Here is a 22,138-nt window from a genome sequence, read left to right as displayed (position 1 = left end):
GGCGGCACCACGCCCATCCGGCTAAAATACCGCCCTGCCGCGCGTCCCGCCGCGGCCGGAGGATACTCACATGACCGCACGTCGCGGTGCCGCGGTCGCCATCGCGCCCGGTCACGAGACAGCCAGCCTGTCGAAAGCCCAGAAAACGTTCAATACGCTCGTCAAGCAGATCGAGAAGCGGCGCGAGCGGCTCGGCGCTTGGGACGCCGTGATGCCGGCGTTTCAGAAGAAATTCGTCGACGCGCTGTTGCCGCTCGAACAGGAATCGACGGCACTGCGGATCAAGCTGATCCACCTGCTCGACGATGCGTTCCTGCAGAAGGGCTTGAGCAAGGCCGAGCAACGCACGCTGTCCGACCTGATCGCCGACATGGCGCGCGATTTACTGCAAGTCAGCGACGACGCGACGCTGAAGGTCATTTACAACCGGCATGTCGGATCCGCGAACGTCGGCAACGCGGCGGCCGAGCCCGATCCCGAACCGACGAAACCGGAACGGGAATCCGAACCGCAATCGCAACAGCAATCGCCAGAGGATCTCGACTCACTGTCGCCCGACGAACTCGCCGAGCGGATACAGGCCGAACTCGACGCGCAGTTCGAGCGCGACATGGCCGCTCATGCGGCCCGCGAGGCCCAGCGCGCGAAGCGCAAGAAAGCGCCGAAGCAATCGGCCGCGCAGGCCAGGATCGAAGCCGAGCAGGCTGAATCGAGCAAGTCGATCCGCGAGATCTATCGGAAGCTCGCCAGCGCGCTGCACCCCGATCGCGAAACCGATCCGCGCGAGCAGGAACGCAAGACCGTGCTGATGCAGCGGGTCAACCACGCTTATGCGAAGGGCAATCTGCTGCAGCTGCTGGAACTGCAACTGGAGATCGAGCAGATCGACCGGCGTGCGATCGACGGGCTCAGCGAAGCGCGGCTCACGCGCTACAACGGCATCCTGGAAGAGCAGATCCGCGAGCTCGACCAGGAGATCCAGCACGTCGAGAACGATTTCCGGCGCACGTACGGCATCGCGTCGTCCACCAAGGTTGCGCCCGATACCGTCATCCGCATGCTCACGCGCGATATTGCCGGCATGCAGCGCGGCATCCAGGACCTCGGCGTGGCGCTGCGCGAGTTCGAGGATCCCGACAAGGTCAAGGACTGGCTGAAGGACATGAAGCGCCGGCCGGCATCGTCACGCTTCGACGACAATCCGTACTAGGTCCATTCGCCCACCCCGCAGGACGTCGGGCGCGTAGCCGGTTTGACGCGACAGCGACGCGGGCCGCCGAGCCGGCGTCAGGCTGCCTCGACCGGCGAGCGCCTCCGCTCCTCGACCATCGATGCGATCAGCGCCGCCAGATCGTCGGTCGACGGATCGTGAATTCCGGACGAGAGATGCAGTTCGAGATCGGCGGGCGGCAGCGGCGGCAACCCGTCGTTCGCGTCGAGCACCCGCCAATTGGCGGGCAACGTGCAACGGTCGATGATGGTCACCGCCGCGCGGTGATTGACCGCAATCCGGATCCCCGTGGGGCTCTGGCTCGTATAGACGATATGACACGGCCGATCGATATCAGCGAGCGCCGCGAGCCCGCGCTGCCGGTAACAACAGGTTTCGGGAAACAGCGCGAGCGGTACCGAGGCTTGCCGGTCGAGCTGAAAATCCCGATGCGCGGCCCACACGACCTGCTCACTGCCGAGCGTGTGGCCACCGGGGCGCGGCCCATGCCGGACGACGAGCGCGAGGTCGAGCTCGCCCGCATTCAGGCGCTCGAGCAGTTCGAGCGACATCCGGCAATGAATGTGCGGCTGCACGCCGGGCCGCAATTCATGGAAGCGCTTGAGCAAGTCCGGCAGCCAAAGCTCCGCGTAATCCTCAGGCAATCCGAAACGAATGACACGCTGCGACGAACTGCTTCGATTCAGTGCGGCAATCGCCTCGCTTTGGACCTGAATGATCCGGCGCGCGTGAATCAGGAAATTCTCGCCATCACGCGACAACGCGAGCCGGCGGCCGCCGCGCAGGACGAGGGGCGTGCCGAGCCGCTCCTCGAGCGTGCGGATCCGCAGACTGATCGTCGATTGCGTCCGGTGCAACTGCCTCGCAGCGGACGTGAAACCGCCCGTATCCACCACCGCGACAAACGCGCGAATCAATTCCGGGTCCAGCGAGCTGAGTTTCGACCAATCGGGTCCGCTGATAGAAGCCATCGAAATTACTCGTTTTCAAAAAGAATTTGACGTCCGAAAGATGGCGGTGAGCGAGCCGATTATTGATGAAAATAATTCCGCTCACAACCTTCGCCGATCCGACACGGCCCGACTCGCCCGGCGCGATGCAGCCCCGTATCGCGCGCCCTCGTCCACCCTATCGAAAACGAGATTCGCACATGATCCCCTCACTATTTTTCCATCGGCTTTTCCGCCCGATCCTCCGTCGCGCCGGCCGCTTGCTGCCCCGGCTGCTTCTGCTCACCGGCCTGATCGCCGGCGCCCATCCCGCAACCGCAGCCGACGATCGCACGATCACGATCGGCGTGAACAACTGGGCCGAAAATATCGCGGTTGCGAACCTGTGGAAGGCACTGCTCGCGCAAAAAGGCTATACGGTCTCGCTGCGACCGGGCGACAAGGCGATCATTTACAGCGCTGTCGCGCAAGGCAAGCTCGACCTCACGTTCGAAGTCTGGCTGCCGTCGGCGGATGCCGCCCCCTATGACAGCGTGAAATCGCGGGTCGAAAAGATCGGGCCCTGGTTTCCGCGCGCGCAGCTGGGCCTCGCCGTGCCGGACTATGTCGACGTCGATAGCGTCGACCAGTTGAACGCACGCGCCGCGCAGTTTCAGCACGATGGCAAGCCGATGATCTTCGGCATCGAACCGGGCAGCGGCCTGATGAAACTGACGGCCCAGGCACGCACCGCGTATGGGCTCGACTACACGGTGCTGCCTTCATCCGAGGCCGCGATGCTGCTTGCGCTCGAACGCGCAGCAAAGCGTCGCGAGCCGATCGTGGTCACGCTGTGGAATCCGCACTGGGTCTGGGCGAAATATCCGATGCACTACCTGAAGGACCCGAAGCAGGTGTTCGGGCAGCCAGATGCGATCTACGCGATCGCGACCGCCGGATTCGGCCGCGCGCATCCGGATATCTCGCACTGGCTCGGCGCCTGGAAGATGGACGACCAGACGCTCGGCTCGCTGATGAACGACATTCGCGCGGAGGGCGATGCCGACCCGCAGAAGGGCGTCGCACGCTGGATCGCGGCAAACCGCGAGCGCGTCGACGCATGGCTGCGCTAGGTGCCGAACCGGGCAACCGTGCGCGGTCTGCCTTGGCCGCCGCACGGCGTGCCTGCCGGCGTATTCATTGACGGTTCCGCTTGGGCAATCGGAATAACTCGTTTCCTGAAACATTCTGGTTGACGAAAGATGATCGATATCCGCGGCAAGCATCCCGCGCCGCGACCGTGCCGATGCATTTCCCTTCCTGGAGTCAAAACATGACCGTCAACCTGCCGCTTGCCGATGCCGAATGTATGGACCTCGGCGACATCGTCGATACCGACCGCTATCCGCTGCACGCCCCGGATCATCCCCGGATGCGCGAGTTGATAGCGGCCTGCCGCGACGAACTCGCGGGCCACGGCAGCGCCGTGCTGCACGATTTCCTGCGGCCGGCCGCCCTCGAACTGGCGCGCGCCGAGGGCCGCGCGCTGGCGGCGAAGACGTTCTACTCGCACCGCAAGGTCAATGCGTATTTCACGGCCGACGATCCGTCGCTGCCGGCCGACGATCCTCGCCGCGTGTTCATGGATCGCACCAGCGGCTTCGTCACGCGCGACATCATTCCGGCCGACGCAATCATTCATCGCCTGTACGTCGCCCAGTCGATGAAATCCTTCATCGCCGCATGCCTCGGCGAGGCGCGCGTATGGGAGTACGCGGATCCGTACGCCGGCCTCGTGCAAAACGTGCTGCCGCCCGGCACGGAGCAGCCGTGGCACTACGACACGAACGAATTCATCGTGTCGATGATGACCCAGCAACCGGCCGCCGGCGGCGACTTCGAGTACTGCCCCGGTATCCGCTCGCCGGAAGGCGAGAACTACAACGAGGTCGGGCGCGTCGTGCGCGGCGAGACACGCGAGCCGGTCCGCGTGATCACGTTGCGCCCGGGCGATCTACAACTGTTCAAGGGCCGCTTCTCGCTGCATCGCGTCGCGCGGGTCGAGGGCGAGCGCGAGCGTCACACGGCGATCTTCGCGTACTCGAAGAAGCCCGGCGTGATCGGCCGCCTCGAGCGCACACGCCAGTTGTACGGCCGTGTCTCGGAAATGCATCTCGAGGCCGAGCAACGGCTCGTCCGCGCCGACGGCCTTGTCGACTGATCCGTCATTCTCCGCCCGATTCCATTCGAAACCTGATACCCGATACCCGATACCATGTCCATCCTCAGACCGACCCACCGTCCGGAAGATTGCGAACCGACCGCCGACGAGATCGCACAGATCCAGCGAGACCGGCTCGCCGCGGTTCGCCGCGAACTGAAGAAGCGAGACCTGAGCGCCGCCGTCCTGTTCGACCCGACCCACATGCGCTATGCGACGGGGTCGCGCAACATGCAGGTGTACTCGATGCGCAATCCGGCGCGATACCTGTTCGTGCCGGCCGAAGGCAAGGTCGTGCTGTTCGAGTACGCCGGCTGCGAGTTTCTTGCCGACGGGCTCGACACGGTCGACGAAGTTCGTCCGGCGACCGCTATTTCGTACTACTTCTGTGATGACATGCTTCGTCAGGTTACCGAACGATGGGCGGACGAAATCGACGCGCTCGTCCGCGCATCGGGCGGCGGCAAGCGCATCGCGATCGAAAGCGCGACATCCGCGGCCGCGTTCGCACTTCAGGCGCGCGGCTACGAGATCTCCGATGCACAGGAACCGCTCGAGCGCGCCCGCGCAATCAAGGTGCCGAACGAAATCAAGATGATCCGCGCGTCGCTGCGCGCAGCGGAAGCGGGGGTACGCAAGCTCGAGGCCGCGCTCGTGCCGGGCATCAGCGAAAACGAACTGTGGTCGCATCTTCATCAACACGTGATCGCAACGGACGGCGACTACGTGGAGACTCGGCTGATCAGTTCGGGGCCGCGCACGAACCCGTGGTTCCAGGAGAGCAGCCCGCGCAAGATCCAGGCGGGCGAGCTGGTCGGGCTTGATACCGACGTTGTCGGCCGGTTCGGCTACTACGCGGACTTTTCCCGCACGTTCCTGTGCGGCGACGGCCCGGCGACCGACGCACAGAAGAACCTCTACCGGCTCGCGTACGATCAGATCCACGCCAACATGGAAAACGTGAAGGCCGGCACGACGTTTCAGGAATTCATCGCGAAAGCATGGAAAATCCCGCAGCCGTATCGCGCGCGCCGCTATTTCGCGCTCGCGCACGGTGTCGGGATGACCGGCGAGTATCCCTATATCGTCCATCGTGAGGATAGCGATGCAAAGGGTTATGACGGCGTGATCGAGCCCGGCATGACGCTGTGCATCGAGAGCTACATCGGTCACGAAGCCGGGGGCGAGGGCGTGAAGCTCGAAGAGCAGGTGTACGTGCGTGACGACGGGCAGGTCGAGCTGTTGTCCGACTACCCGTTCGAAGCGCGCCTGCTCGCGTAGAAGCGGCAAGCCCGCCGCCACCACTGCCGCCGCGCCCGCCAGCGAACGATCGACCGCGATGAACGTCCGGTACGGCACGCACGTGCCGATGGCGATATCGAAAAGCACGAGATGCAGGCGCGGGCCGCCTGCATCACCGCACCTCGCCCATCCCGCCCATCAGCGTCATCAGCTGCTGTCGCAGCCACTGACTGCCCTGGTCCTGATCGGCGCTGCGATGCCAGTAGCAGAAGTATTCGAGCCCGGGCATCTCGAACGGCAGTTCGAGAATCCGGGCCGGATAGCGCTGCAGCAGCCGCAGCGGCGCCGTCAGCGCGAGATCGCCGCGCATCGCGATCAGCGGCGCGACCATGTAGTGCTGCACGCGCATCTGGATGTTGCGGCGCAGCCCCAGGCGCGTCAGTTCCGCGTCGACGTGCCCGCTGCCCTTGCGGCGGCTCGACACGTGGATGTGCCCCATCGACAGGTAGTCGTCCATGGTCAGCGTGTCACCCTTGAACGGGTGATCGTCGCGGATCATGCATGCGTAGCGGTCGCGCACGAGCAGCGCCTGGTGCAGATGCGGATCGCCGATCAGCGGCGCGTCGATCGCGATATCCACCGAGCCGTTCGCGAGCGCAGTCGCGACTTCGCGCCGGTCCATCGTGTAGCTGCGCACGTGCATGCCCGGCGCATGTGTTTGCAGCAGTTCGCCGAGCGCGGGCAGCAGCAGCGCTTCGGTCAGGTCGCTCATGCTGAGCCGGAACACGCGCTCGGACGAGGCCGGATCGAACACGTCGCCTTCGTGCGCGCTCGAATCGAGCAGTTGCAGCGCCTCGCGCACGCGGCCGACGATGTTCTCGGCCATCGGGGTCGGCATCATCCCGGCCGGCGTGCTGACGAACAGCGGATCGTTCAGCGTCTTGCGCAGCCGCGCCAGCGCGTTGCTGACGGCCGGCTGCGTGAGGTTCAGCACCTCGGCCGAGCGCGTCAGGTTGCGCTTGTTGTAAATCGCCTCGAATACGACGAACAGGTTCAGATCAATCTTCGAAAGGCGCATCGCCGGGTCTCCTTGCCGGCATCTTACGGCGCACGCCGCCCGTTCGTCCATGACACCCCCAAGGTCCGACGCGCCGCTCAGCCGCGCGGCGGCCGCGTCAGGTACGGCTCGGTCGACCCGCGCACGGCGTCCTTGATCTCCATGCGCGCGATCGCCTGCAGGTGCACCTCGTCCGGGCCGTCGGCGAAGCGCAGCGCGCGGCCCCAGGTCCACATGTCGGCGAGCGGCGTGTCGGGGCTCACGCCCATCGCGCCGAACACCTGCATCGCGCGGTCGCATACGTCCGTGTACACGGTCGGCACGAGCGCCTTGATCATCGAGATTTCCTTGCGCGCCGCCTTCGCGCCGACCTTGTCGATCATCCACGCGGCCTTCAGCACCAGCAGGCGCGCCTGATCGATCTCGATGCGCGAGCGTGCGATCCATTCGCCGACCGTGCCGTGACGATTCAGCGGCTTGCCGAACGCCTCGCGCGACTGTGCGCGGTCGACCATCAGCTCAAGCGCCAGCTCGGCAGCGCCGATCGATCGCATGCAGTGATGGATGCGGCCCGGCCCGAGGCGCGCCTGCGCGAGCGCGAAGCCGCTGCCTTCCTCGCCGAGCAGGTTGCGCGCCGGCACGCGCACGTTGTCGAACGTGATCTCGCAGTGCCCTTCCGGCGCGTAGTGATTGACCACCGTGATGTTGCGCAGGATCGTCACGCCCGGCGTGTCGCGCGGCACGAGGATCATGCTCTGCTGCTGGTGCGACTCGGCGTCGGGATCGGTCTTGCCCATCACGATGAAGATCTTGCAGTTCGGATGCGCGGCGTTCGTGATGAACCACTTGCGGCCGGTGATCACGTACTCGTCGCCGTCGCGCCGGATCCGCGTCGTGATGTTGGTCGCATCCGACGATGCCACGTCGGGCTCCGTCATCGCGAACGCCGAACGGATCTCGCCGCGCAGCAGCGGCAGCAGCCACTGTTCGCGCTGCTCGGGCGTCGCGAACATGTGCAGCAGTTCCATGTTGCCGGTGTCCGGCGCGTTGCAGTTGAACACTTCCGACGCCCAGCTCACGCGCCCCATGATCTCGGCGAGCGGCGCGTATTCGAGGTTGGTCAGGCCCGTGCCGGGCTCGTCGTCCTTCAGGTGCGGCAGGAACAGGTTCCACAGCCCTTCGGCCTTCGCGCGCTCCTTCAGCTCCTCCATGAACGACACGGGATACTGGCCCGCGTGCACTTCGTCGTTCCACTGGCGGATGCGCGGCACGATGTGCGCGTCCATGAACGCATGCACGCGTTCGCGCAGCGCTTCCACTTTCGGGGTGTAGCCAAAGTCCATGATCGACTCCTCGAGATTGCGTGTTCGGTTCGGTCAGAAGGCCGAGACGCCGCCGTCGACGGCGACGGCCTGCCCGGTCAGATAAGTGTTTTCCTTCGCGCACAGCATCAGCATCGTCGCGACGATTTCGTCGGGCCGGCCGAGCCGCTTCATCGGCGAGCCCTGCGCGAGAAAGTCCTGGCGGTCGCCGATATCGCTGTCGGTGACCATCGGCGTCGTGCTGTAGAACGGGCACACCGCGTTCACGCGAATGCCGTGGCGCGCGTATTCGAGCGCGGCCGTCTTCGTGAGCCCGACCACCGCGTGTTTCGACGCCGCATAGGCCGCCAGCTTCGGCGCGCCGCCGAGCCCGGCCACCGACGCGACGTTCAGGATCACGCCTTCGCGCTGCGCGAGCATCTGGCGGATCTGGTGCTTCATCCCGAAGAACACGCCCTTCGCGTTCACCGCGAAGCTCAGGTCGAGATCGGCTTCGTCGGTGTCGATCAGCGCCTTCATCGGCGGCGCGATGCCAGCATTGTTGATGCCGACGTCGAGCCGTTCGAAGCCCGCGACCGCCGCCTGGACCAGCAACGCGACGTCGGCTTCGGCACGCACGTCGCAGCGCTGCGCGATCACATCGGCGCCGGCTGCGCGCAGCCGCGCGGCCACGTGTTCGAGCGCTTCTTCGTTCAGGTCGCCGAGCGCGAGCCGCGCGCCCATCGCGGCCAGCTCGCTCGCGAGCAACGCACCGAAGCCGCTCGCGGCGCCGGTGATCATCACGGCCTGCCCCGCATAGCTGTCGAGTTTCATCGCGCGCTCAGATCGTCAGGCCGCCGTCGACGACGATGCATTCGCCGTTCGTGTAGCTCGCCGCGTCCGACACGAGATACAGCACCGTGCCGGCCATCTCGCGCGGCTCCGCGTGGCGGCGCAGCGGAATCTTCCCCATCCAGGTTTCGTAGATGTCCTTGTCGGCGAACAGCGCGCCTGCGAACTTCGTCTTCGTGAGGCCCGGCAGCAGCGCGTTCACGCGGATGCCGAACGGCCCGCACTCCTTCGCGAACGCCTTCGTCATGTTGACGACGGCCGCCTTCGTGATCGAGTAGATGCCCTGCCGGTCGCCCGGCTGAAGCGCATTCACCGAAGCGGTGTTGACGATCGCGCCGCCGCCCTGCGCCTTCATCAGCTTGCCGGCCTCGACCGACATGAAGAAGTAGCCGCGGATGTTCACGTCGACGGTCTTTTCATACGCGGCGAGATCGGTATCGAGGATGTGCCCGAAATACGGGTTCGCGGCCGCGTTGTTCACGAGGATGTCGAGCCGGCCGTGCTTGCCGCGGATCGTCTCGAACGTCGCGGCGATGTCCTCCAACCGCCCGACGTGGCAGGCCAGCGCTTCGGCGCGGCCGCCCGCCGCGACGATCGCGTCCGCGACCGCCTGGCAGTCGTCCAGCTTGCGGCTCGACACGATCACGTGCGCGCCCTGCTCCGCGAGCAGCTTCGCGATTTCCTCGCCGATGCCGCGGCTCGCGCCCGTCACCAGCGCGATCTTGCCCGTCAGGTCGAACAGATTCGTTGCCATGTTGCTGTGCTCCTCCATTGATATGTTGTCGTGCCGTCGCTCGGCGATGTCGGCAATCTCAGCGGTGCGCGTCGATCACGCCGACGGCCATTTCGGCCAGCCGGCCGGCCATCGCGCCCACGCGCAGCGCCTGCTCGCTCGACGCGTTGCCCTGCAGCGCGCGCGCCTTCACGCCCTGCGCGATCGCCGCGAGCCGGAAGAAACTGAAGGCCAGATAGAAATGCCAGTCGCGGATCGGCTCGATGCCGCGCAGTTCGCAATAGCGCGCGACGATCGCCGCTTCGTCGGGAATGCCGAGTTCGGCGCGATCCTGGCCCGCGAGCCCGCGTACCTGGCCGCCCGACGGCAGCCGCAGGCACATGCAGAAGTACGCGAGATCGGCGAGCGGATTGCCGAGCGTCGACAGTTCCCAGTCGAGCACGGCCTGCACGCGATAGTCATCGCGCGCGAATATCAGGTTGTCGATCCGGAAATCGCCGTGCACCAGCGCGGGCCGGCCCGTGTCTTCCGGGCACGCCTTCGGCAGCCAGTCGATCAGCGCCTCCATCGCGTCGAGGCGCTCCGTTTCCGCCGCGCGATACTGCTTCGTCCACACGCCGATCTGGCGCTCGAAGTAGTTGCCGGGGCGACCGTAATCGGCAAGGCCGACCGCGTCGACGTCCACGTCGTGCAGCGCGGCCATCGTGCGCAGCAGTGCGTCGTAGCAGATCGCCCGATCGGCCTTCGGCAGTTCCGGCAGCGCCGGATCCCAGAAGATCCGGCCGTCCTCGAAGCTCATCACGTAGAACAGACTGCCGATCACGTCGCGGTCTTCGCAGAGGTGATACGGATGCGCGACCGGCACCGCGGTGCCCGACAGCGCGCTGAGCACGCGGAATTCGCGATCGACCGCGTGCGCGGATTTCAGCAGTTCGCCGGGCGGCTGGCGGCGCAGCACGTAGCGGCCGCTCTTCGCATGCAGCAGGAAGGTCGGGTTCGACTGGCCGCCGGCAAACTTCTCCATGTCGAGCGGGCCTTCGAAACCCGGCACGTGCGCTTCCAGATAGTTCGTGAGGCGGGCTACGTCGAGAGGCTGGGAAGGGTTCGTCATCGTCGCGATCGTTCGTGGGTCAGCCGTAGGTGCGCCACGCATGTCGTTCGGGATCCTCGAGATGCGGGATGCCGTTGAACGACGCCAGGTGGAACGCTTCGGCGTTGAAGAAAAACTGCGAAAGACTGCTGTTGCGGATCTGCAGGTTCAGCGCGATCGCGCTCGACGGCGGCGCGGCGAGCACCTGCTGCACCGTCACCGCGATCGGCCCGCCGGAGCTCACCGCGAGCACGCGCTGGCTGCCGCCGTGGCGGATCGCGGCGCGCGCGTCGGCGACGCGCTGCTGGAAATGCGCCCAGGTTTCGGGCGCGGTGTCGCCGAGCTTGTCGTCGGCCCACAGGTGCAGCACCTGTCGCAGCGCGCGAAAGTGCTCCTTCATCGAGCCGGCCGCGAGCCGCGCGATCTCCGGATAGTCGCTGGCCGCCGCCGCGAACAGCCCGTGGAAGTCGTATTCGTTCAGGCCCGGATGGCGGTCGACCGGCGCGCCTTCGCGGCCCATCCCGCGCAGGATCGCGTCGACCGTCTGCGCATGCCGGTTCATCGTGCCGCAGATCACGCGGTCGAACGTCAGGCCCTGCCGTGCGAAGTACTCGCCGAGCCACACGCCCTGCTGCTCGCCGAAGGGGGACAGCCGGTCGTAGTCGTCCGTGCCGAACGACGCCTGCCCGTGCCGTACCAGAAAGAGTTCAGCCATTGCATGTCCGCCTGAATGGAACCGAAGGCCCAGCATAGCGAGCGGGCTTACATTTTTGAAATTTATTTTTTGAATCGGTTGGTATTCATGAAATGAATTCCACGGATTCAAACAATGCGCTTGCAACGACTTTCGTCTTAGCCTGCGTCGCGGCACGCGAATTGCGTCAGCAGGCACCGTCCTATCACCACGTTCAGGAGGGTGCGATGCTCGGTACGATCCTTATCATCGTTCTGATTCTGCTTCTCATTGGAGCATTTCCCGCATGGCCGCACAGCCGAGGCTGGGGCTACTGGCCATCCGGCACTCTCGGGCTGGTCGTCCTCATCGTCGTGATACTGGTGTTGCTGGGGCGCATCTGACGGTTTCCGCCGCCTGCTGACGGCGGGGAACGCCTCGGGCGGCACGCGCCCGCCCCGCCCGCATGCGCGCCTTTCCGAATCCTCGCCGTGGACTCTTTACATAACGGGGCCGGAACTGGCGCGGCAGGCGCCGCGCGTTACTGGCCGCCCTCCAGACGCAACTGAAGCCGGCTCGTCACCGACGTCACCCCTGGCACCTGGCGGGCCGCGTCCACCGCGACCCGATCCTGGGATTCGTCGGAGATCGACCCGGCCAGCGTCACGTCGCCCGTCTTCGCCTTGGCGAACACGGTGACCTGCGCATTGCCGATGCCGTGCGCTTTACCGATTGCCAGCTGCACCTTCTTCGCGAACGCGCGGTCGGCCGCGCGCCCGGCTTTCTTCGTCGCCCGCGGCGACGCGTTCTACGGTGCAACAGCCGGCGCGGCGGACGCGGTAGCAGTGGCGGCAGCAGCGGCGGACTGTGCATGGCCGGTGATCGGCGACAGCGCGACGAAACCTGCAACGACGATTGCAAAATGGTGCTTCATCGGATTTCTCCTCAACGGGAACGAACGGGGAAAACCGCCGAGCGCCGGCCGTCAGGCCGTGGCGGCGGATAACGCACGGCCGCGCGGTGCGGCGAGCGCGGCGAGCGCACGCTCGTCGGCTTTCAGCGCGGGCGCCAGCGTGGCGCGCACATGGTCGACGAAGGTACGGACCTTGGCATCGAGGACGTCGCCCGGGCCGCACGGCGGCACGACACTGCCTATACCCGCGTCCACCCGTTCCGATAAAGCTCCGCGGCCAGCACGCCGAGCCGCGACGCGAGGATGCGGCTACTTAAGCATCGAGATTCGCGACACCGATCTCGCGCCGTATGCGCGGCGACTCGGTCCGCATCCGCCAGGCGCTGCCGGCGCTGCGGGAATACGCGCGCCGCCATGCGGATCCCCACGGAACCCGCCGCGTTCGCGCCGTCACGCGCGCGGTTCGCGCCCGACCTGTTCGAGCGGCGGGCTGAACCCGAGCACCGTGTACGCGATGACGGACACCGTCCCTTTCCCCGCCGCGCCCCGCACGACCACCGCGCGCACGGCGCCGGCCCGGTCGAATTTCAGGCGGGTACCGACGGTCGCGTTGCGCAGCGCCTCCAGCTCCTCGATCCGCGCGATCGCCAGCTTGCGCACCGCGCCGGACACGTACACGGGCAGGAACACCAGCGCGATGAAGATCGACACCGCGTCCTTCGATACACTGTCCAGCACCGGCTGACCCGACAACACGAGTGACAGCGACGTCGCGGCGACGACGATCGCGAGCACGGTCGCGCCCACACCGAGCGACGAGAACCGCTCGGCCGCCTTCTTCATGCGTGCCTTCACGAGCGCGCGCGCGGTCGCGGACGGCACCAGCCATTCGCGCTGCGCGCCGTGGTACCCGGCGAAGCCAAGGAACAGCGTCGCGACGGCGCTGATGCCGATGCTGGTGTACAGCGCATCGAAGATCATGCAGATGAATTCGAGCACGAACACGATCACCGGCGGCCACAGCAGCAGACGGAACGAATAGCCGTCGCGGCCATGCCCCTGGATCCACCCTCTCACCAGCGGCAGTTGCCAGAAGCGGCTCTCCCGGTGAAGCGAAAGTTTTTCGTTGTCGGTCAATTCTTCACCTGTGGTGTTCCGTTGCGTCTGGTACGGTTGACGCGGCTGAAACAGGAATGAATACCTGGGGTTATCGATTGATCCCAAAGATTCATTAGACGGTGCATCCTCCTGCGCGCGATGCTGGCCCCGCCAGTGAACGCTGCGTCATTGCAACGCCGCGCACGAAAAATGGAGTGAGACACATGCCTACCGATCACCGTCAACGGCGCCACACGCTGTGGCTGCTGTGCGCGCTTTCGTTCATCCTCTACGTCGACCGCGTGAACCTCGCGACCGCGGCCGGCGCGATCAAGGCTGAGCTCGGCCTGTCGAATACCGAACTTGGCGTCGCATTTTCCGCGTTCGCGTATTCGTATGCAATCTGCCAGATCGGCGGTGGCTGGATCGCCGACCGCTTCGGCGCCCGCATCACGCTGATCGGCTGCGGGCTGATCTGGGTCGCCTCGACGTTCATGACCGGGCTCGTGCACAGCCTCGCGCTGCTGTTCGCCGCCCGCCTGCTGCTCGGGATCGGCGAAGGCGCGACGCTGCCCGCCCAGGCCCGCGCGATCACGCACTGGTTCTCGCGTGAACGGCGCGGCGTCGTGCAGGGCTTCACGCATTCGTTCTCGCGGCTCGGCAACGCGGTCACGCCGCCGATCGTCGCCGCGCTGATGACGTGGCTGTCGTGGCGCGCGGCATTCTTCGTGATCGGCGCGGTGACGCTGGTGTGGCTCGTGTGGTGGGTCGTCGGCTTCCGCGAGTACCCGCGCGGAGAAGGCGACGGCCGCACGCACACCGCTGCCGCCGTCCGCCCGGCACCGTCGTCCGGCCCGACGCCGTGGGGGCCGCTGTTGCGCCGGATGGCGCCCACGATCTTCGTGTACTTCTGCTACGGCTGGACCGCGTGGCTGTTCTTCACGTGGCTGCCGACCTTCTTCCTGAACGGCCAGGGCCTGAACTTGAAATCGACTGCGCTGTTCGCGTCCGGCGTGTTCTTCGCGGGCGTGGTCGGCGACACGCTCGGCGGCTGGCTGTGCGACCGCATCTATCGCAAGACCGGCAACCTCGCGCTGTCGCGCCAGAGCGTGATCGTCGCGAGCTTCACCGGCGCGCTCGTCTGCCTGCTGCCGCTCGCGTTCGTGCATTCGACGGCCGGCATCGCGCTGTGCCTGTCCGGGTCGTTCCTGTGCCTCGAACTGACGATCGGGCCGATCTGGGCCGTGCCGAGCGACATCGCGCCGCAACACGCGGGCATCGCGAGCGGAATGATGAACGCGGGTTCGGCGATCGCGGGGATCCTGTCGCCGATCCTGTTCGGCTATCTCGTCGATCACACCGGCAGCTGGACCGTGCCGTTCGTCGGGTCGGTCGCGATGCTGCTGATCGGCATCGTCGCCGCGCTGCGGATCCGGCCGGATCGCGCGTTGTCGGAAGCGACGCCGCCGCTCGCCGAAGCGCCGGCCGCGCCGTAGGCGCGCTGAAGCCGTTCGCTTCGGGTTCGCCTGCCTCCCCGTCCTCGCCAGCGTCGCCGTCGCGCTTCACTGCGTTCCGCGATGGTGGTGCCTCGGCTGATTCGGCTGATTCGGCCGACGCGGCTTGTTCGGCGTGCTTGGCTGGCTCGGCCAGCTCGGCTGATTCGGCTGATTCGGTCGCCTCGGCTGGCTCGGTCGCCTCGGCTGGCGCGGCTGGCTCGGCCGCCTCGGCTGGCAAACCGCGCCGTTACGCGCCGCCGTCATCGCCCGGCCCGCCTTCCCGGTGGAACAGCGCGAGAAACTGCTGCGCGGGAATGCTCAGCGGCCGGTCGCGCCGCACGAGACTCCCGTACGACGGCAGCTTCTGGCCGAGCTCGTAATCGAGGATCGCCACGAGCCCGTGCTCCGCGTTGCGCTGCGCGACCGTCAGCGGAATCACGCCGAGCATGTGCGAACGGTCGACGAGGTTCATCGTCGTCAGGATCGAGCCCGTCTCGACCAGCCCGCGCGGCATCGGCTGGTGACGCGCGTGGAACTCGCGCTCGACGACCTCGCGCGCCGGGCTGCCGGCCGGCTGCAGGATCCACGTGTAATCGAGCAGCGCGTCGAATGCGACCGGCCCGGCGCCGGCAAGCGGATGGTCGCGGCCCGCGATGATCGCGAGCGCCTCGTCATCCACCACGCGGAAGTCGCAATCGGTGCCGACGTTGCGTCCGATCACCACTTCGAGCACGCCTTCGCGCAACTGCGGCATCAGCCGGTCGCTGGTATCGACCGCGATGTCGATCGCGAGCAGCGGATAGCGCGCCTTCAACCGCACCAGCGCCTCGGTGAGCCGCCCCGGCGACGCGGCCATGATGCTGCCGATCGCGAGCCGCCCCGCGCTGCCGAGCTGCAGCTCGCCCAGCTCGCGATTGAGCGCCTCCATGCTGCCGCGAATCCCGCGGAAATAGCCGAGCACGCGCTCGCCGGCCGGGTTCAGCACGAGTCCGCGCCCGACACGGTCGAACAGCCGCTGGCCGAGCGCGCTTTCCAGCTCGGCCAGCATCTTCGTCGCGGCCGGCTGCGTAAGGCCCAGCTGCCCGGCGGCCCCGCGCAGCGTCGAGCATTCATCCACCGCGAGCAGCAGCGCGATCTGCCGCATCCGCAGCCGGTTCAGCAATTGGGGAGTCGAGTCTCGTCGATCGATCGAGCCCATTTCGATTACTCCAGGTTATCGATTCATCAAGAGTTTTCAATTTACCGACTCATTCCGTCTACCTAGCATGAACCCCATAGACCAACGGCCCCGCGCCGACACCGGAGACACAGCATGAACCCGCAACCGACCGCCGCCCGTCACGGAGACGCCTCATGACGACCGCCGCCGCCCTGCCCGTCGTCGCGCTGACGCTCGGCGACCCCGCCGGCATCGGCGCCGAACTGATCGCGAAACTGCTCGCGCGGCCCGACGCGACGTCCCGCGCGAACCTCGTGCTGATCGGCGACCGCTGGCTGTGGGAAGCCGGCCAGCGCGTCGCCGGCGTGACGGTCGAGCTCGAGCCCGTCGAATCGCTCGCCGCCGTGCGCGGCCGGCCGTCCACCGCGCGCGCCGCGTTCGTCGCGGTCGAAACGATCGATCCCGCACAGGTCACGGTCGGCCAGCCCGGCGCGGCCGGCGGCCGCTCGACGCTGACCGTGCTCGACCAGTGTCTCGACGCCGCGCTCGCCGGCGACATCGACGCGATCTGCTTCGCGCCGCTGAACAAGTACGCGATGAAGCTCGGCGGGCTCAGGCACGACGACGAGCTGCACCACTTCGCGGCCGCGCTCGGCGTGACCGGCTACTTCTGCGAATTCAACACGCTCGGCGAACTGTGGACCGCGCGCATCTCGTCGCATATCCCGCTGAAGGAAGCGGCGGCCCAACTGAGCGTCGAGCGCATCGAACAGGCATCCGAACTGATTTACCAGTCGTTGCTCGCGAACGGCGTCGCGACGCCGAAGGTCGCGATCGCCGCGTTCAACCCGCACGGCGGCGACGGCGGCAGCTGCGGCCGCGAGGAAGTCGACATCATCGAGCCGGCGGTACGCAAGCTGCAGTCGCGCGACTGGCCGACCGACGCGCCGTTCCACGGCCCGTTCCCCGCCGACACGATCTTCCTGAAGGCGCAGGCCGGCGACTACCAGGCGATCGTCACGATGTACCACGACCAAGGGCAGATCGCGATCAAGCTGCTCGGCTTCTCGCGCGGCGTGACCGTGCAGGGCGGGCTGCCCGTGCCGATCACGACGCCCGCGCACGGCACCGCCTACGACATCGCGGGGCGCGGCAGCGCCGACGTCGGCGCAACCTGGCAGGCGTTGCAGATCGCGTGCCGGATGGGCGCCGCGCGCCGAACGCCCACCGTTTCGGCGTGACGTTCGCGCGCCCTTGCACACAACAACATCGATTCCAGGAGACACCAACATGAAGATCCGCTCCGTGCGCGCCCGCGTATTCCAGTGGAAAGGCAAGACCGTCCCGCCGCAGGGCAACTTCTGCTCGAACGCGATGGACCTGCTGTACGCGCCGCAGGAAACCATGAGCACGTTCCGCTTCCATGCGTGGACCGTCGTCGAAGTCGAGACCGACGACGGCATCGTCGGCCTCGGCAACGTCGCGCTCGCGCCGCACATCGCGAAAGCGATCATCGACCAGTACCTCGCGCCGCTCGTGATCGGCCAGGACCCCTGGGACTATGAGTATCTGAACCAGCGGATGTACCGCGCGACCCACGCGTGGGGCCGCAAGGGCATCGGCATGGCGGCCATCTCGGCGGTCGACATCGCGATCTGGGACATCCTCGGCAAGAGCGTCGGCAAGCCCGTGTTCAAGCTGCTCGGCGGCCGCACCAAGGAAAAGATCCCCTGCTATTACTCGAAGCTCTACCGCACCGACCTGAAAGAGATGCAGGACGAGGCGCAGCGCTATATGAAGGAAGGCTTCCGCGCGTTCAAGATGCGCTTCGGCTACGGGCCCGCGCACGGGCAGCAGGGCGTGGTGGAGAACCTGAAGTCGGTCGCGGCGATCCGCGAGGTGATCGGCTACGACAACGACCTGATGCTCGAGTGCTACATGGGCTGGAATCTCGAGTACGCGAAGCGCATCCTGCCGAAGCTCGAGAAGTACCAGCCGCGCTGGCTCGAGGAACCCGTGATCGCCGACGACATCGACGGCTACGCGGAACTGAACCAGCTCACGCGCATTCCGATCTCCGGCGGCGAGCACGAGTTCTCGCTGTACGGCTTCAAGCAGCTGCTGGACCGCAAGGCCGTGTCGGTCGTGCAGTACGACACGAACCGCGTCGGCGGGATCACGATGGCGCACAAGATCAATGCGCTGTGCGAGGCGTACAGCGTGCCGGTGATTCCGCATGCAGGCCAGATGCACAACTATCACCTGACGATGAGCACGCTCGCGTCGCCGATGAGCGAGTACTTCCCGATGTTCGACGTGGAAGTGGGCAACGAGCTGTTCTATTACATCTTCGACGGCGAGCCGGTGGCCGAGAACGGCTTCCTGCAACTGCGCGACGACGTGCCGGGCCTCGGTCTCACGCTGAAGACCGAGTTCCTCGACCAGTTCGACATCGTCGAGTGAGCACGGCCATGAACGCACGCTACCAAGGCGTCTTTCCGGTTGCGCCGACCATCTTCGACGCGCACGGCGCGCTCGACCTCGACGGCCAGCGCCGCTGCCTCGACTTCATGATCGATGCCGGCTCGCAGGGCATCTGCATCCACGCGAACTACTCGGAGCAGTTCGCGCTCGGCGACGACGAACGCGAGCTCATCACGCGCACGACGCTCGAACACGTCGCCGGCCGCGTGCCGGTGATCGTCACGACGTCGCATTTCAGCGCGCGCCTCTGCGCGGAGCGCAACCGCCATGCACAGGCATGCGGCGCCGCGATGGTGATGGTGATGCCGCCGTACCACGGCGCGACGTTCCGCGTGCCCGAAGCGCAGGTGCGCGCGTTCTTCCACGAAGTCGCCGATGGCCTCGACATTCCGCTGATGATCCAGGACGCGCCCGCGAGCGGCGTCGCCCTGCCTGCGTCATTGCTCGCGACGCTCGCGCGCGAGATCGACGCCGTGTCGTACTTCAAGATCGAGACGGCCGGCGCCGCGTCGAAGCTGCGCGAGCTGATCGCGCTCGGCGGCGACGCGATCGAAGGGCCGTGGGACGGCGAGGAAGGCATCACGCTGCTCGCCGACCTCGATGCCGGCGCGACCGGTGCGATGACGGGCGGCGGCTATCCGGACGGTATCCGCCGGATCACCGACGCGCATTTCGCCGGACGCCGCGACGAAGCCTGCGAGCAGTACGCGCGCTGGCTGCCGCTGATCAACTACGAGAACCGCCAGTCGGGCTTCCTGACCGCGAAGGCGCTGATGAAGGAAGGCGGCGTGATCGCGTGCGACCAGCCGCGCGCGCCGTGGCCCGAGATGCACCCTGAGGTACGCGCGGGCCTGCTCGACGCGGCGCGGCGGCTCGATCCGCTCGTGCTGCGCTGGGGACGCTAGTCCGGCACCGGTTGCCCCTGCAACGTTGCGTATCGGCGTGACGGCGGTCCGACAGATGGCCGCCGCCGCTCATCACATGGATCGGAGACACCATGAACCTGTTGAACCCGGCCACCCCGGCCTATGAAGCCGGCGAAGCCATTCCGCGCCGCCGCTGGCTGCGCGTGATTCCGCCGCTGCTGCTCGCCTGCATCGTTTCGTACATGGATCGCGTGAACATCGCGTTCGCGATGCCCGGCGGGATGAACGCCGATCTCGGCATGGACGCGACGATGGCCGGCCTCGCCGGCGGCATCTTCTTCTTCGGCTACCTGTTCCTGCAGATCCCCGGCGGCCGGCGCGCGGCGCTCGGCAGCGGCAAGACCTTCATCGCCTGGTCGCTCGTGAGCTGGGCCGTGCTGTCGGTGCTGACCGGGCTCGTCACCCACACGTGGCAGTTGCTGACGCTGCGCTTCCTGCTCGGCGTGGCGGAGGGCGGTATGCTGCCCGTCGTGCTGACGATGGTCAGCCACTGGTTTCCCGACCGCGAACGCGGCCGCGCGAACGCGATGGTCATCATGTTCGTGCCGCTCGCCGGCATGATCACCGCGCCGCTGTCCGGCTTCATCCTCGCCGCGTACGATTGGCGTCACCTGTTCTTCAGCGCCGGCGCGCTGTCGCTGCTGTGCCTGTTCGCGTGGATGATGTTCGCCGACGACGGCCCGGAAACCGCGCGCTGGGTGTCGCCGCGCGAGAAGGCGTACATCCTCGACGCGCTGCGCGACGAACAGGCGCGCAAGCAGGCCGCCGGCACGCCGGCCGCCGCGTCGTTCGGCGCGATACTGCGCAATCCGACGATCTGGCTGCTTATCGCGATCAACTTCTGCTATCAGGTCGGCATCTACGGCTATACGATGTGGCTGCCGACCCTGCTGAAAAACCTCACGCACGGCGGGATGGGCAAGGTCGGCCTGCTCGCGATGCTGCCGTATGTCGCGATGGTGATCGGGATGTTCGTCACGTCGTATTTATCCGACCGGACCGGCAAGCGCCGCCTGTTCGTGCTGCTGCCGCTCGTCGGCTTCGCCGCGTGCCTCGCGCTGTCGGTACTCACGCATGCATCGATGGTCGTGTCGTTCGCGTTCCTGATCGGTTGCGGCTTCTTCCTGCAGGCGGCCGCCGGCGTGTTCTGGGCGATTCCACCGAAGCTGTGCAGCGTCGAGACGGCCGGCAGCGCGCGTGGCCTGATCAACGCGCTCGGCAACCTCGGCGGCTTCTGTGGCCCGTATGCGGTCGGCGTGCTGACCCAGCACGTGAGCGCGGCGGCCGGCGTGTACAGCCTCGCCGTCACGCTCGCGGTGGCCGGCCTGCTCGCGCTGACGCTGCCGAAGCGCTGCGAAGGCTGACGAACACCGACACGCGGGCACGCGAACACGCGAACGAAACAACGGAGACACACCATGAACGACATCCTGCTACTGGTGCAGAAATGCGCCCATACCTTCAGCTTCTACGACCTCGAAACGAAAGCCGCGCTCAAGCATGTCGTGCTGCCGAACTTCCCGCACGAGTTCACCGTCGACGTGAACAATCGATTCGCGTACGTCGGCATCTTCGGGATCGAGACCGCCTGGTCGCGCGGCCATGAAGGCGATCACCGGATCGCCGAGATCGACCTCGTCGAGCGCACGCATACGCGGATGCTCGACCTGTGGCCGTACTACCGGCCGCACGGGATGGCGACCGATTGCGACGGCCGGCTGTACGCGATGAGCGAAGCGCACGACATGCTGCTCGTGTTCGACGAACCGACCCGCCAGAGCGTGCCGAACATGGCCGTGCCGTCCGGCGGCGTGAAGACCCACCTCGTGACGCTCACGCGCGATGCGAGCCGCGCATACGGCGTGCACCTGCTGTCGAACACGGTCACGCAGTTCCATCCGCGCGACGCGACCGTCGCGCCGCGCGCGGTGATGCCCGGCCCGCGTCCCGAAGGCAATGCGCTGTCGGGCGACGAGCGCACGCTGTTCGTCGCGAATCGCGGCGACGACACGCTCGTCGAGATCGATACCGACACGATGACCTGCGGCCGCCGCGTGAAGACGCGCAGCGATCCGAACCGCATCTACCGCACCAGCGCGCCGGACGGCCGCGACCTGCTGTTGCTGACGAATTCCGGCGAGCGCTCGATCTCGGTGTTCGATGCGCGGCAGCTGGAGGAGATCGAACGCGTCGCGCTGCCCGCGAACCCGACCGCGCTGTCGTTCCATCCGTCGCGGCGCGTCGCGTACGTGTCGTTCCAGGACGACTACGTGCGCGAGCTTGATCTCGATGCGTGGCGGTTCGTCGGCGCATGGCCGACGCTGCGCGAACCCGATGCATCGTATGTGCTCGCAGGCGCGCGCTGAGCGGCACGGCGACGCCCCGCTGCCGGACGCGCTGCCGGCGGCGCTCGTCGACGCGCATCACCACCTGTGGCAGCTCGGCGCGGGTGCGCACTACCCGTGGCTGCAGGAACGCTACGATCCGGCGCGCTTCATGTTCGGCGACTACGCGGCGCTGTGCCGCGACTTCGGCGTGGACGACTACCGGCATGCCGCACAACGCGCGCCGATCGTCGCGAGCGTGCATGTCGAGGCCGAACGGGCGCGCGGCGAAGCGCTCGCGGAAACGCGCTGGCTGCACGAGGTCGCGGCCGCACACGGGCTGCCGTCGGCCGTCGTCGCGTGGGTCGACCTGCTGGCCGACGATGCGCACGAGCGGCTCGCCGAACAG

General features: G+C 66.8%; 21 protein-coding genes and 3 pseudogenes. 12 read left to right on the top strand and 12 right to left on the bottom strand.

The window, feature by feature from the left end; translation table 11 throughout:
• Positions 1 to 70: 70 nt before the first annotated feature.
• Positions 71 to 1,210 carry a molecular chaperone DnaJ gene (locus F3J14_RS13450; RefSeq protein ID WP_166723400.1) on the top strand — a complete coding sequence of 380 codons (1,140 nt, stop codon included), beginning with the start codon at positions 71 to 73 and terminating at the stop codon, positions 1,208 to 1,210.
• 77 nt (positions 1,211 to 1,287) lie between these two features.
• Here F3J14_RS13450 and F3J14_RS13445 read toward each other — a convergent pair whose 3' ends face one another.
• Positions 1,288 to 2,202 (bottom strand): LysR substrate-binding domain-containing protein, encoded by a 915-nt coding sequence (locus F3J14_RS13445; RefSeq protein ID WP_166723399.1) that lies wholly within the window; start codon positions 2,200 to 2,202, stop codon positions 1,288 to 1,290.
• Positions 2,203 to 2,441: 239 nt separating this feature from the next.
• Between F3J14_RS13445 and F3J14_RS13440 the strand changes: the two genes are divergently transcribed.
• From F3J14_RS13440 to F3J14_RS13430, 3 genes are all read left to right on the top strand, one after another.
• A complete protein-coding gene (locus tag F3J14_RS13440; RefSeq protein WP_247682209.1) occupies positions 2,442 to 3,293 on the top strand; it encodes a glycine betaine ABC transporter substrate-binding protein in 852 nt (283 codons plus the stop codon).
• A 200-nt stretch (positions 3,294 to 3,493) separates the two neighbouring features.
• Positions 3,494 to 4,381: a hypothetical protein gene (locus F3J14_RS13435; RefSeq protein ID WP_166723397.1), complete on the top strand. Its 888-nt coding sequence runs from the start codon at positions 3,494 to 3,496 to the stop codon at positions 4,379 to 4,381.
• A gap of 54 nt (positions 4,382 to 4,435) precedes the next feature.
• A complete protein-coding gene (locus F3J14_RS13430; protein ID WP_166723396.1) occupies positions 4,436 to 5,662 on the top strand; it encodes a Xaa-Pro peptidase family protein in 1,227 nt (408 codons plus the stop codon).
• A gap of 133 nt (positions 5,663 to 5,795) precedes the next feature.
• On the opposite strand, the gene F3J14_RS13425 is transcribed toward F3J14_RS13430, so the two are convergent.
• From F3J14_RS13425 to F3J14_RS13400, 6 genes are all read right to left on the bottom strand, one after another.
• Positions 5,796 to 6,701, bottom strand: coding sequence for a LysR family transcriptional regulator (locus F3J14_RS13425; RefSeq protein ID WP_166723395.1), 906 nt, complete (start codon positions 6,699 to 6,701; stop codon positions 5,796 to 5,798).
• Between the two features lie 77 nt (positions 6,702 to 6,778).
• A complete protein-coding gene (locus F3J14_RS13420; protein WP_166723394.1) occupies positions 6,779 to 8,023 on the bottom strand; it encodes an acyl-CoA dehydrogenase family protein in 1,245 nt (414 codons plus the stop codon).
• 33 nt (positions 8,024 to 8,056) lie between these two features.
• Entirely contained in the window at positions 8,057 to 8,815 is a 759-nt protein-coding gene (locus F3J14_RS13415; protein ID WP_166723393.1) for a glucose 1-dehydrogenase, read from the bottom strand.
• Between the two features lie 7 nt (positions 8,816 to 8,822).
• Entirely contained in the window at positions 8,823 to 9,587 is a 765-nt protein-coding gene (locus F3J14_RS13410; RefSeq protein ID WP_124612840.1) for an SDR family oxidoreductase, read from the bottom strand.
• A gap of 58 nt (positions 9,588 to 9,645) precedes the next feature.
• Complete coding sequence (locus tag F3J14_RS13405; protein WP_166723392.1) at positions 9,646 to 10,677, bottom strand: phosphotransferase; 1,032 nt, start codon at positions 10,675 to 10,677, stop codon at positions 9,646 to 9,648.
• Positions 10,678 to 10,696: 19 nt separating this feature from the next.
• The gene (locus F3J14_RS13400; RefSeq protein WP_166723391.1) at positions 10,697 to 11,371 is read right to left on the bottom strand and encodes a histidine phosphatase family protein; all 675 of its coding nucleotides are present in this window, start codon (positions 11,369 to 11,371) and stop codon (positions 10,697 to 10,699) included.
• 206 nt (positions 11,372 to 11,577) lie between these two features.
• On the opposite strand from F3J14_RS13400, the gene F3J14_RS13395 reads away from it, so the two are divergent.
• Positions 11,578 to 11,733 carry a DUF3309 family protein gene (locus F3J14_RS13395; RefSeq protein WP_166723421.1) on the top strand — a complete coding sequence of 52 codons (156 nt, stop codon included), beginning with the start codon at positions 11,578 to 11,580 and terminating at the stop codon, positions 11,731 to 11,733.
• A 137-nt stretch (positions 11,734 to 11,870) separates the two neighbouring features.
• On the opposite strand, the pseudogene F3J14_RS35665 reads toward F3J14_RS13395, so the two are convergent.
• From F3J14_RS35665 to F3J14_RS13380, 4 genes and pseudogenes are all read right to left on the bottom strand, one after another.
• A pseudogene (locus F3J14_RS35665) lies at positions 11,871 to 12,083 on the bottom strand (BON domain-containing protein); the annotation flags it as partial.
• Between the two features lie 54 nt (positions 12,084 to 12,137).
• Positions 12,138 to 12,263, bottom strand: coding sequence for a hypothetical protein (locus F3J14_RS36080; protein ID WP_282100657.1), 126 nt, complete (start codon positions 12,261 to 12,263; stop codon positions 12,138 to 12,140).
• Positions 12,264 to 12,314: 51 nt separating this feature from the next.
• Positions 12,315 to 12,446: pseudogene (locus tag F3J14_RS13385) on the bottom strand (LysR family transcriptional regulator); the annotation flags it as partial.
• Between the two features lie 246 nt (positions 12,447 to 12,692).
• Positions 12,693 to 13,379 (bottom strand): hypothetical protein, encoded by a 687-nt coding sequence (locus tag F3J14_RS13380; RefSeq protein WP_166723390.1) that lies wholly within the window; start codon positions 13,377 to 13,379, stop codon positions 12,693 to 12,695.
• A gap of 185 nt (positions 13,380 to 13,564) precedes the next feature.
• On the opposite strand from F3J14_RS13380, the gene F3J14_RS13375 reads away from it, so the two are divergent.
• Positions 13,565 to 14,836 (top strand): MFS transporter, encoded by a 1,272-nt coding sequence (locus tag F3J14_RS13375; RefSeq protein WP_166723389.1) that lies wholly within the window; start codon positions 13,565 to 13,567, stop codon positions 14,834 to 14,836.
• 247 nt (positions 14,837 to 15,083) lie between these two features.
• On the opposite strand, the gene F3J14_RS13370 is transcribed toward F3J14_RS13375, so the two are convergent.
• Positions 15,084 to 16,034, bottom strand: coding sequence for a LysR family transcriptional regulator (locus tag F3J14_RS13370; protein ID WP_166723388.1), 951 nt, complete (start codon positions 16,032 to 16,034; stop codon positions 15,084 to 15,086).
• Positions 16,035 to 16,189: 155 nt separating this feature from the next.
• Here F3J14_RS13370 and F3J14_RS13365 point away from each other — a divergent pair, with 155 nt between their 5' ends.
• From F3J14_RS13365 to F3J14_RS13340, 6 genes and pseudogenes are all read left to right on the top strand, one after another.
• Positions 16,190 to 17,236, top strand: a complete 1,047-nt coding sequence (locus F3J14_RS13365) for a 4-hydroxythreonine-4-phosphate dehydrogenase PdxA (RefSeq protein WP_166723387.1) — start codon at positions 16,190 to 16,192, stop codon at positions 17,234 to 17,236.
• A gap of 49 nt (positions 17,237 to 17,285) precedes the next feature.
• A complete protein-coding gene (locus tag F3J14_RS13360; protein ID WP_138849815.1) occupies positions 17,286 to 18,458 on the top strand; it encodes an L-rhamnonate dehydratase in 1,173 nt (390 codons plus the stop codon).
• A gap of 8 nt (positions 18,459 to 18,466) precedes the next feature.
• Positions 18,467 to 19,384 carry a dihydrodipicolinate synthase family protein gene (locus F3J14_RS13355; RefSeq protein ID WP_166723386.1) on the top strand — a complete coding sequence of 306 codons (918 nt, stop codon included), beginning with the start codon at positions 18,467 to 18,469 and terminating at the stop codon, positions 19,382 to 19,384.
• 92 nt (positions 19,385 to 19,476) lie between these two features.
• The gene (locus F3J14_RS13350; protein ID WP_166723385.1) at positions 19,477 to 20,769 is read left to right on the top strand and encodes an MFS transporter; all 1,293 of its coding nucleotides are present in this window, start codon (positions 19,477 to 19,479) and stop codon (positions 20,767 to 20,769) included.
• Between the two features lie 54 nt (positions 20,770 to 20,823).
• Positions 20,824 to 21,771, top strand: a complete 948-nt coding sequence (locus F3J14_RS13345) for a YncE family protein (RefSeq protein ID WP_166723384.1) — start codon at positions 20,824 to 20,826, stop codon at positions 21,769 to 21,771.
• Positions 21,749 to 22,138 (top strand): annotated as a pseudogene (locus tag F3J14_RS13340) (amidohydrolase); the annotation flags it as partial. The gene F3J14_RS13345 and the pseudogene F3J14_RS13340, both read left to right, overlap by 23 nt.

Source organism: Burkholderia sp. Tr-862, from assembly GCF_011753085.1.
GTDB lineage: Bacteria > Pseudomonadota > Gammaproteobacteria > Burkholderiales > Burkholderiaceae > Burkholderia > Burkholderia ambifaria.
The sequence above is the reverse complement of the archived record's forward strand: the minus strand, read 5'-3'. Positions and strand labels throughout refer to the sequence as shown.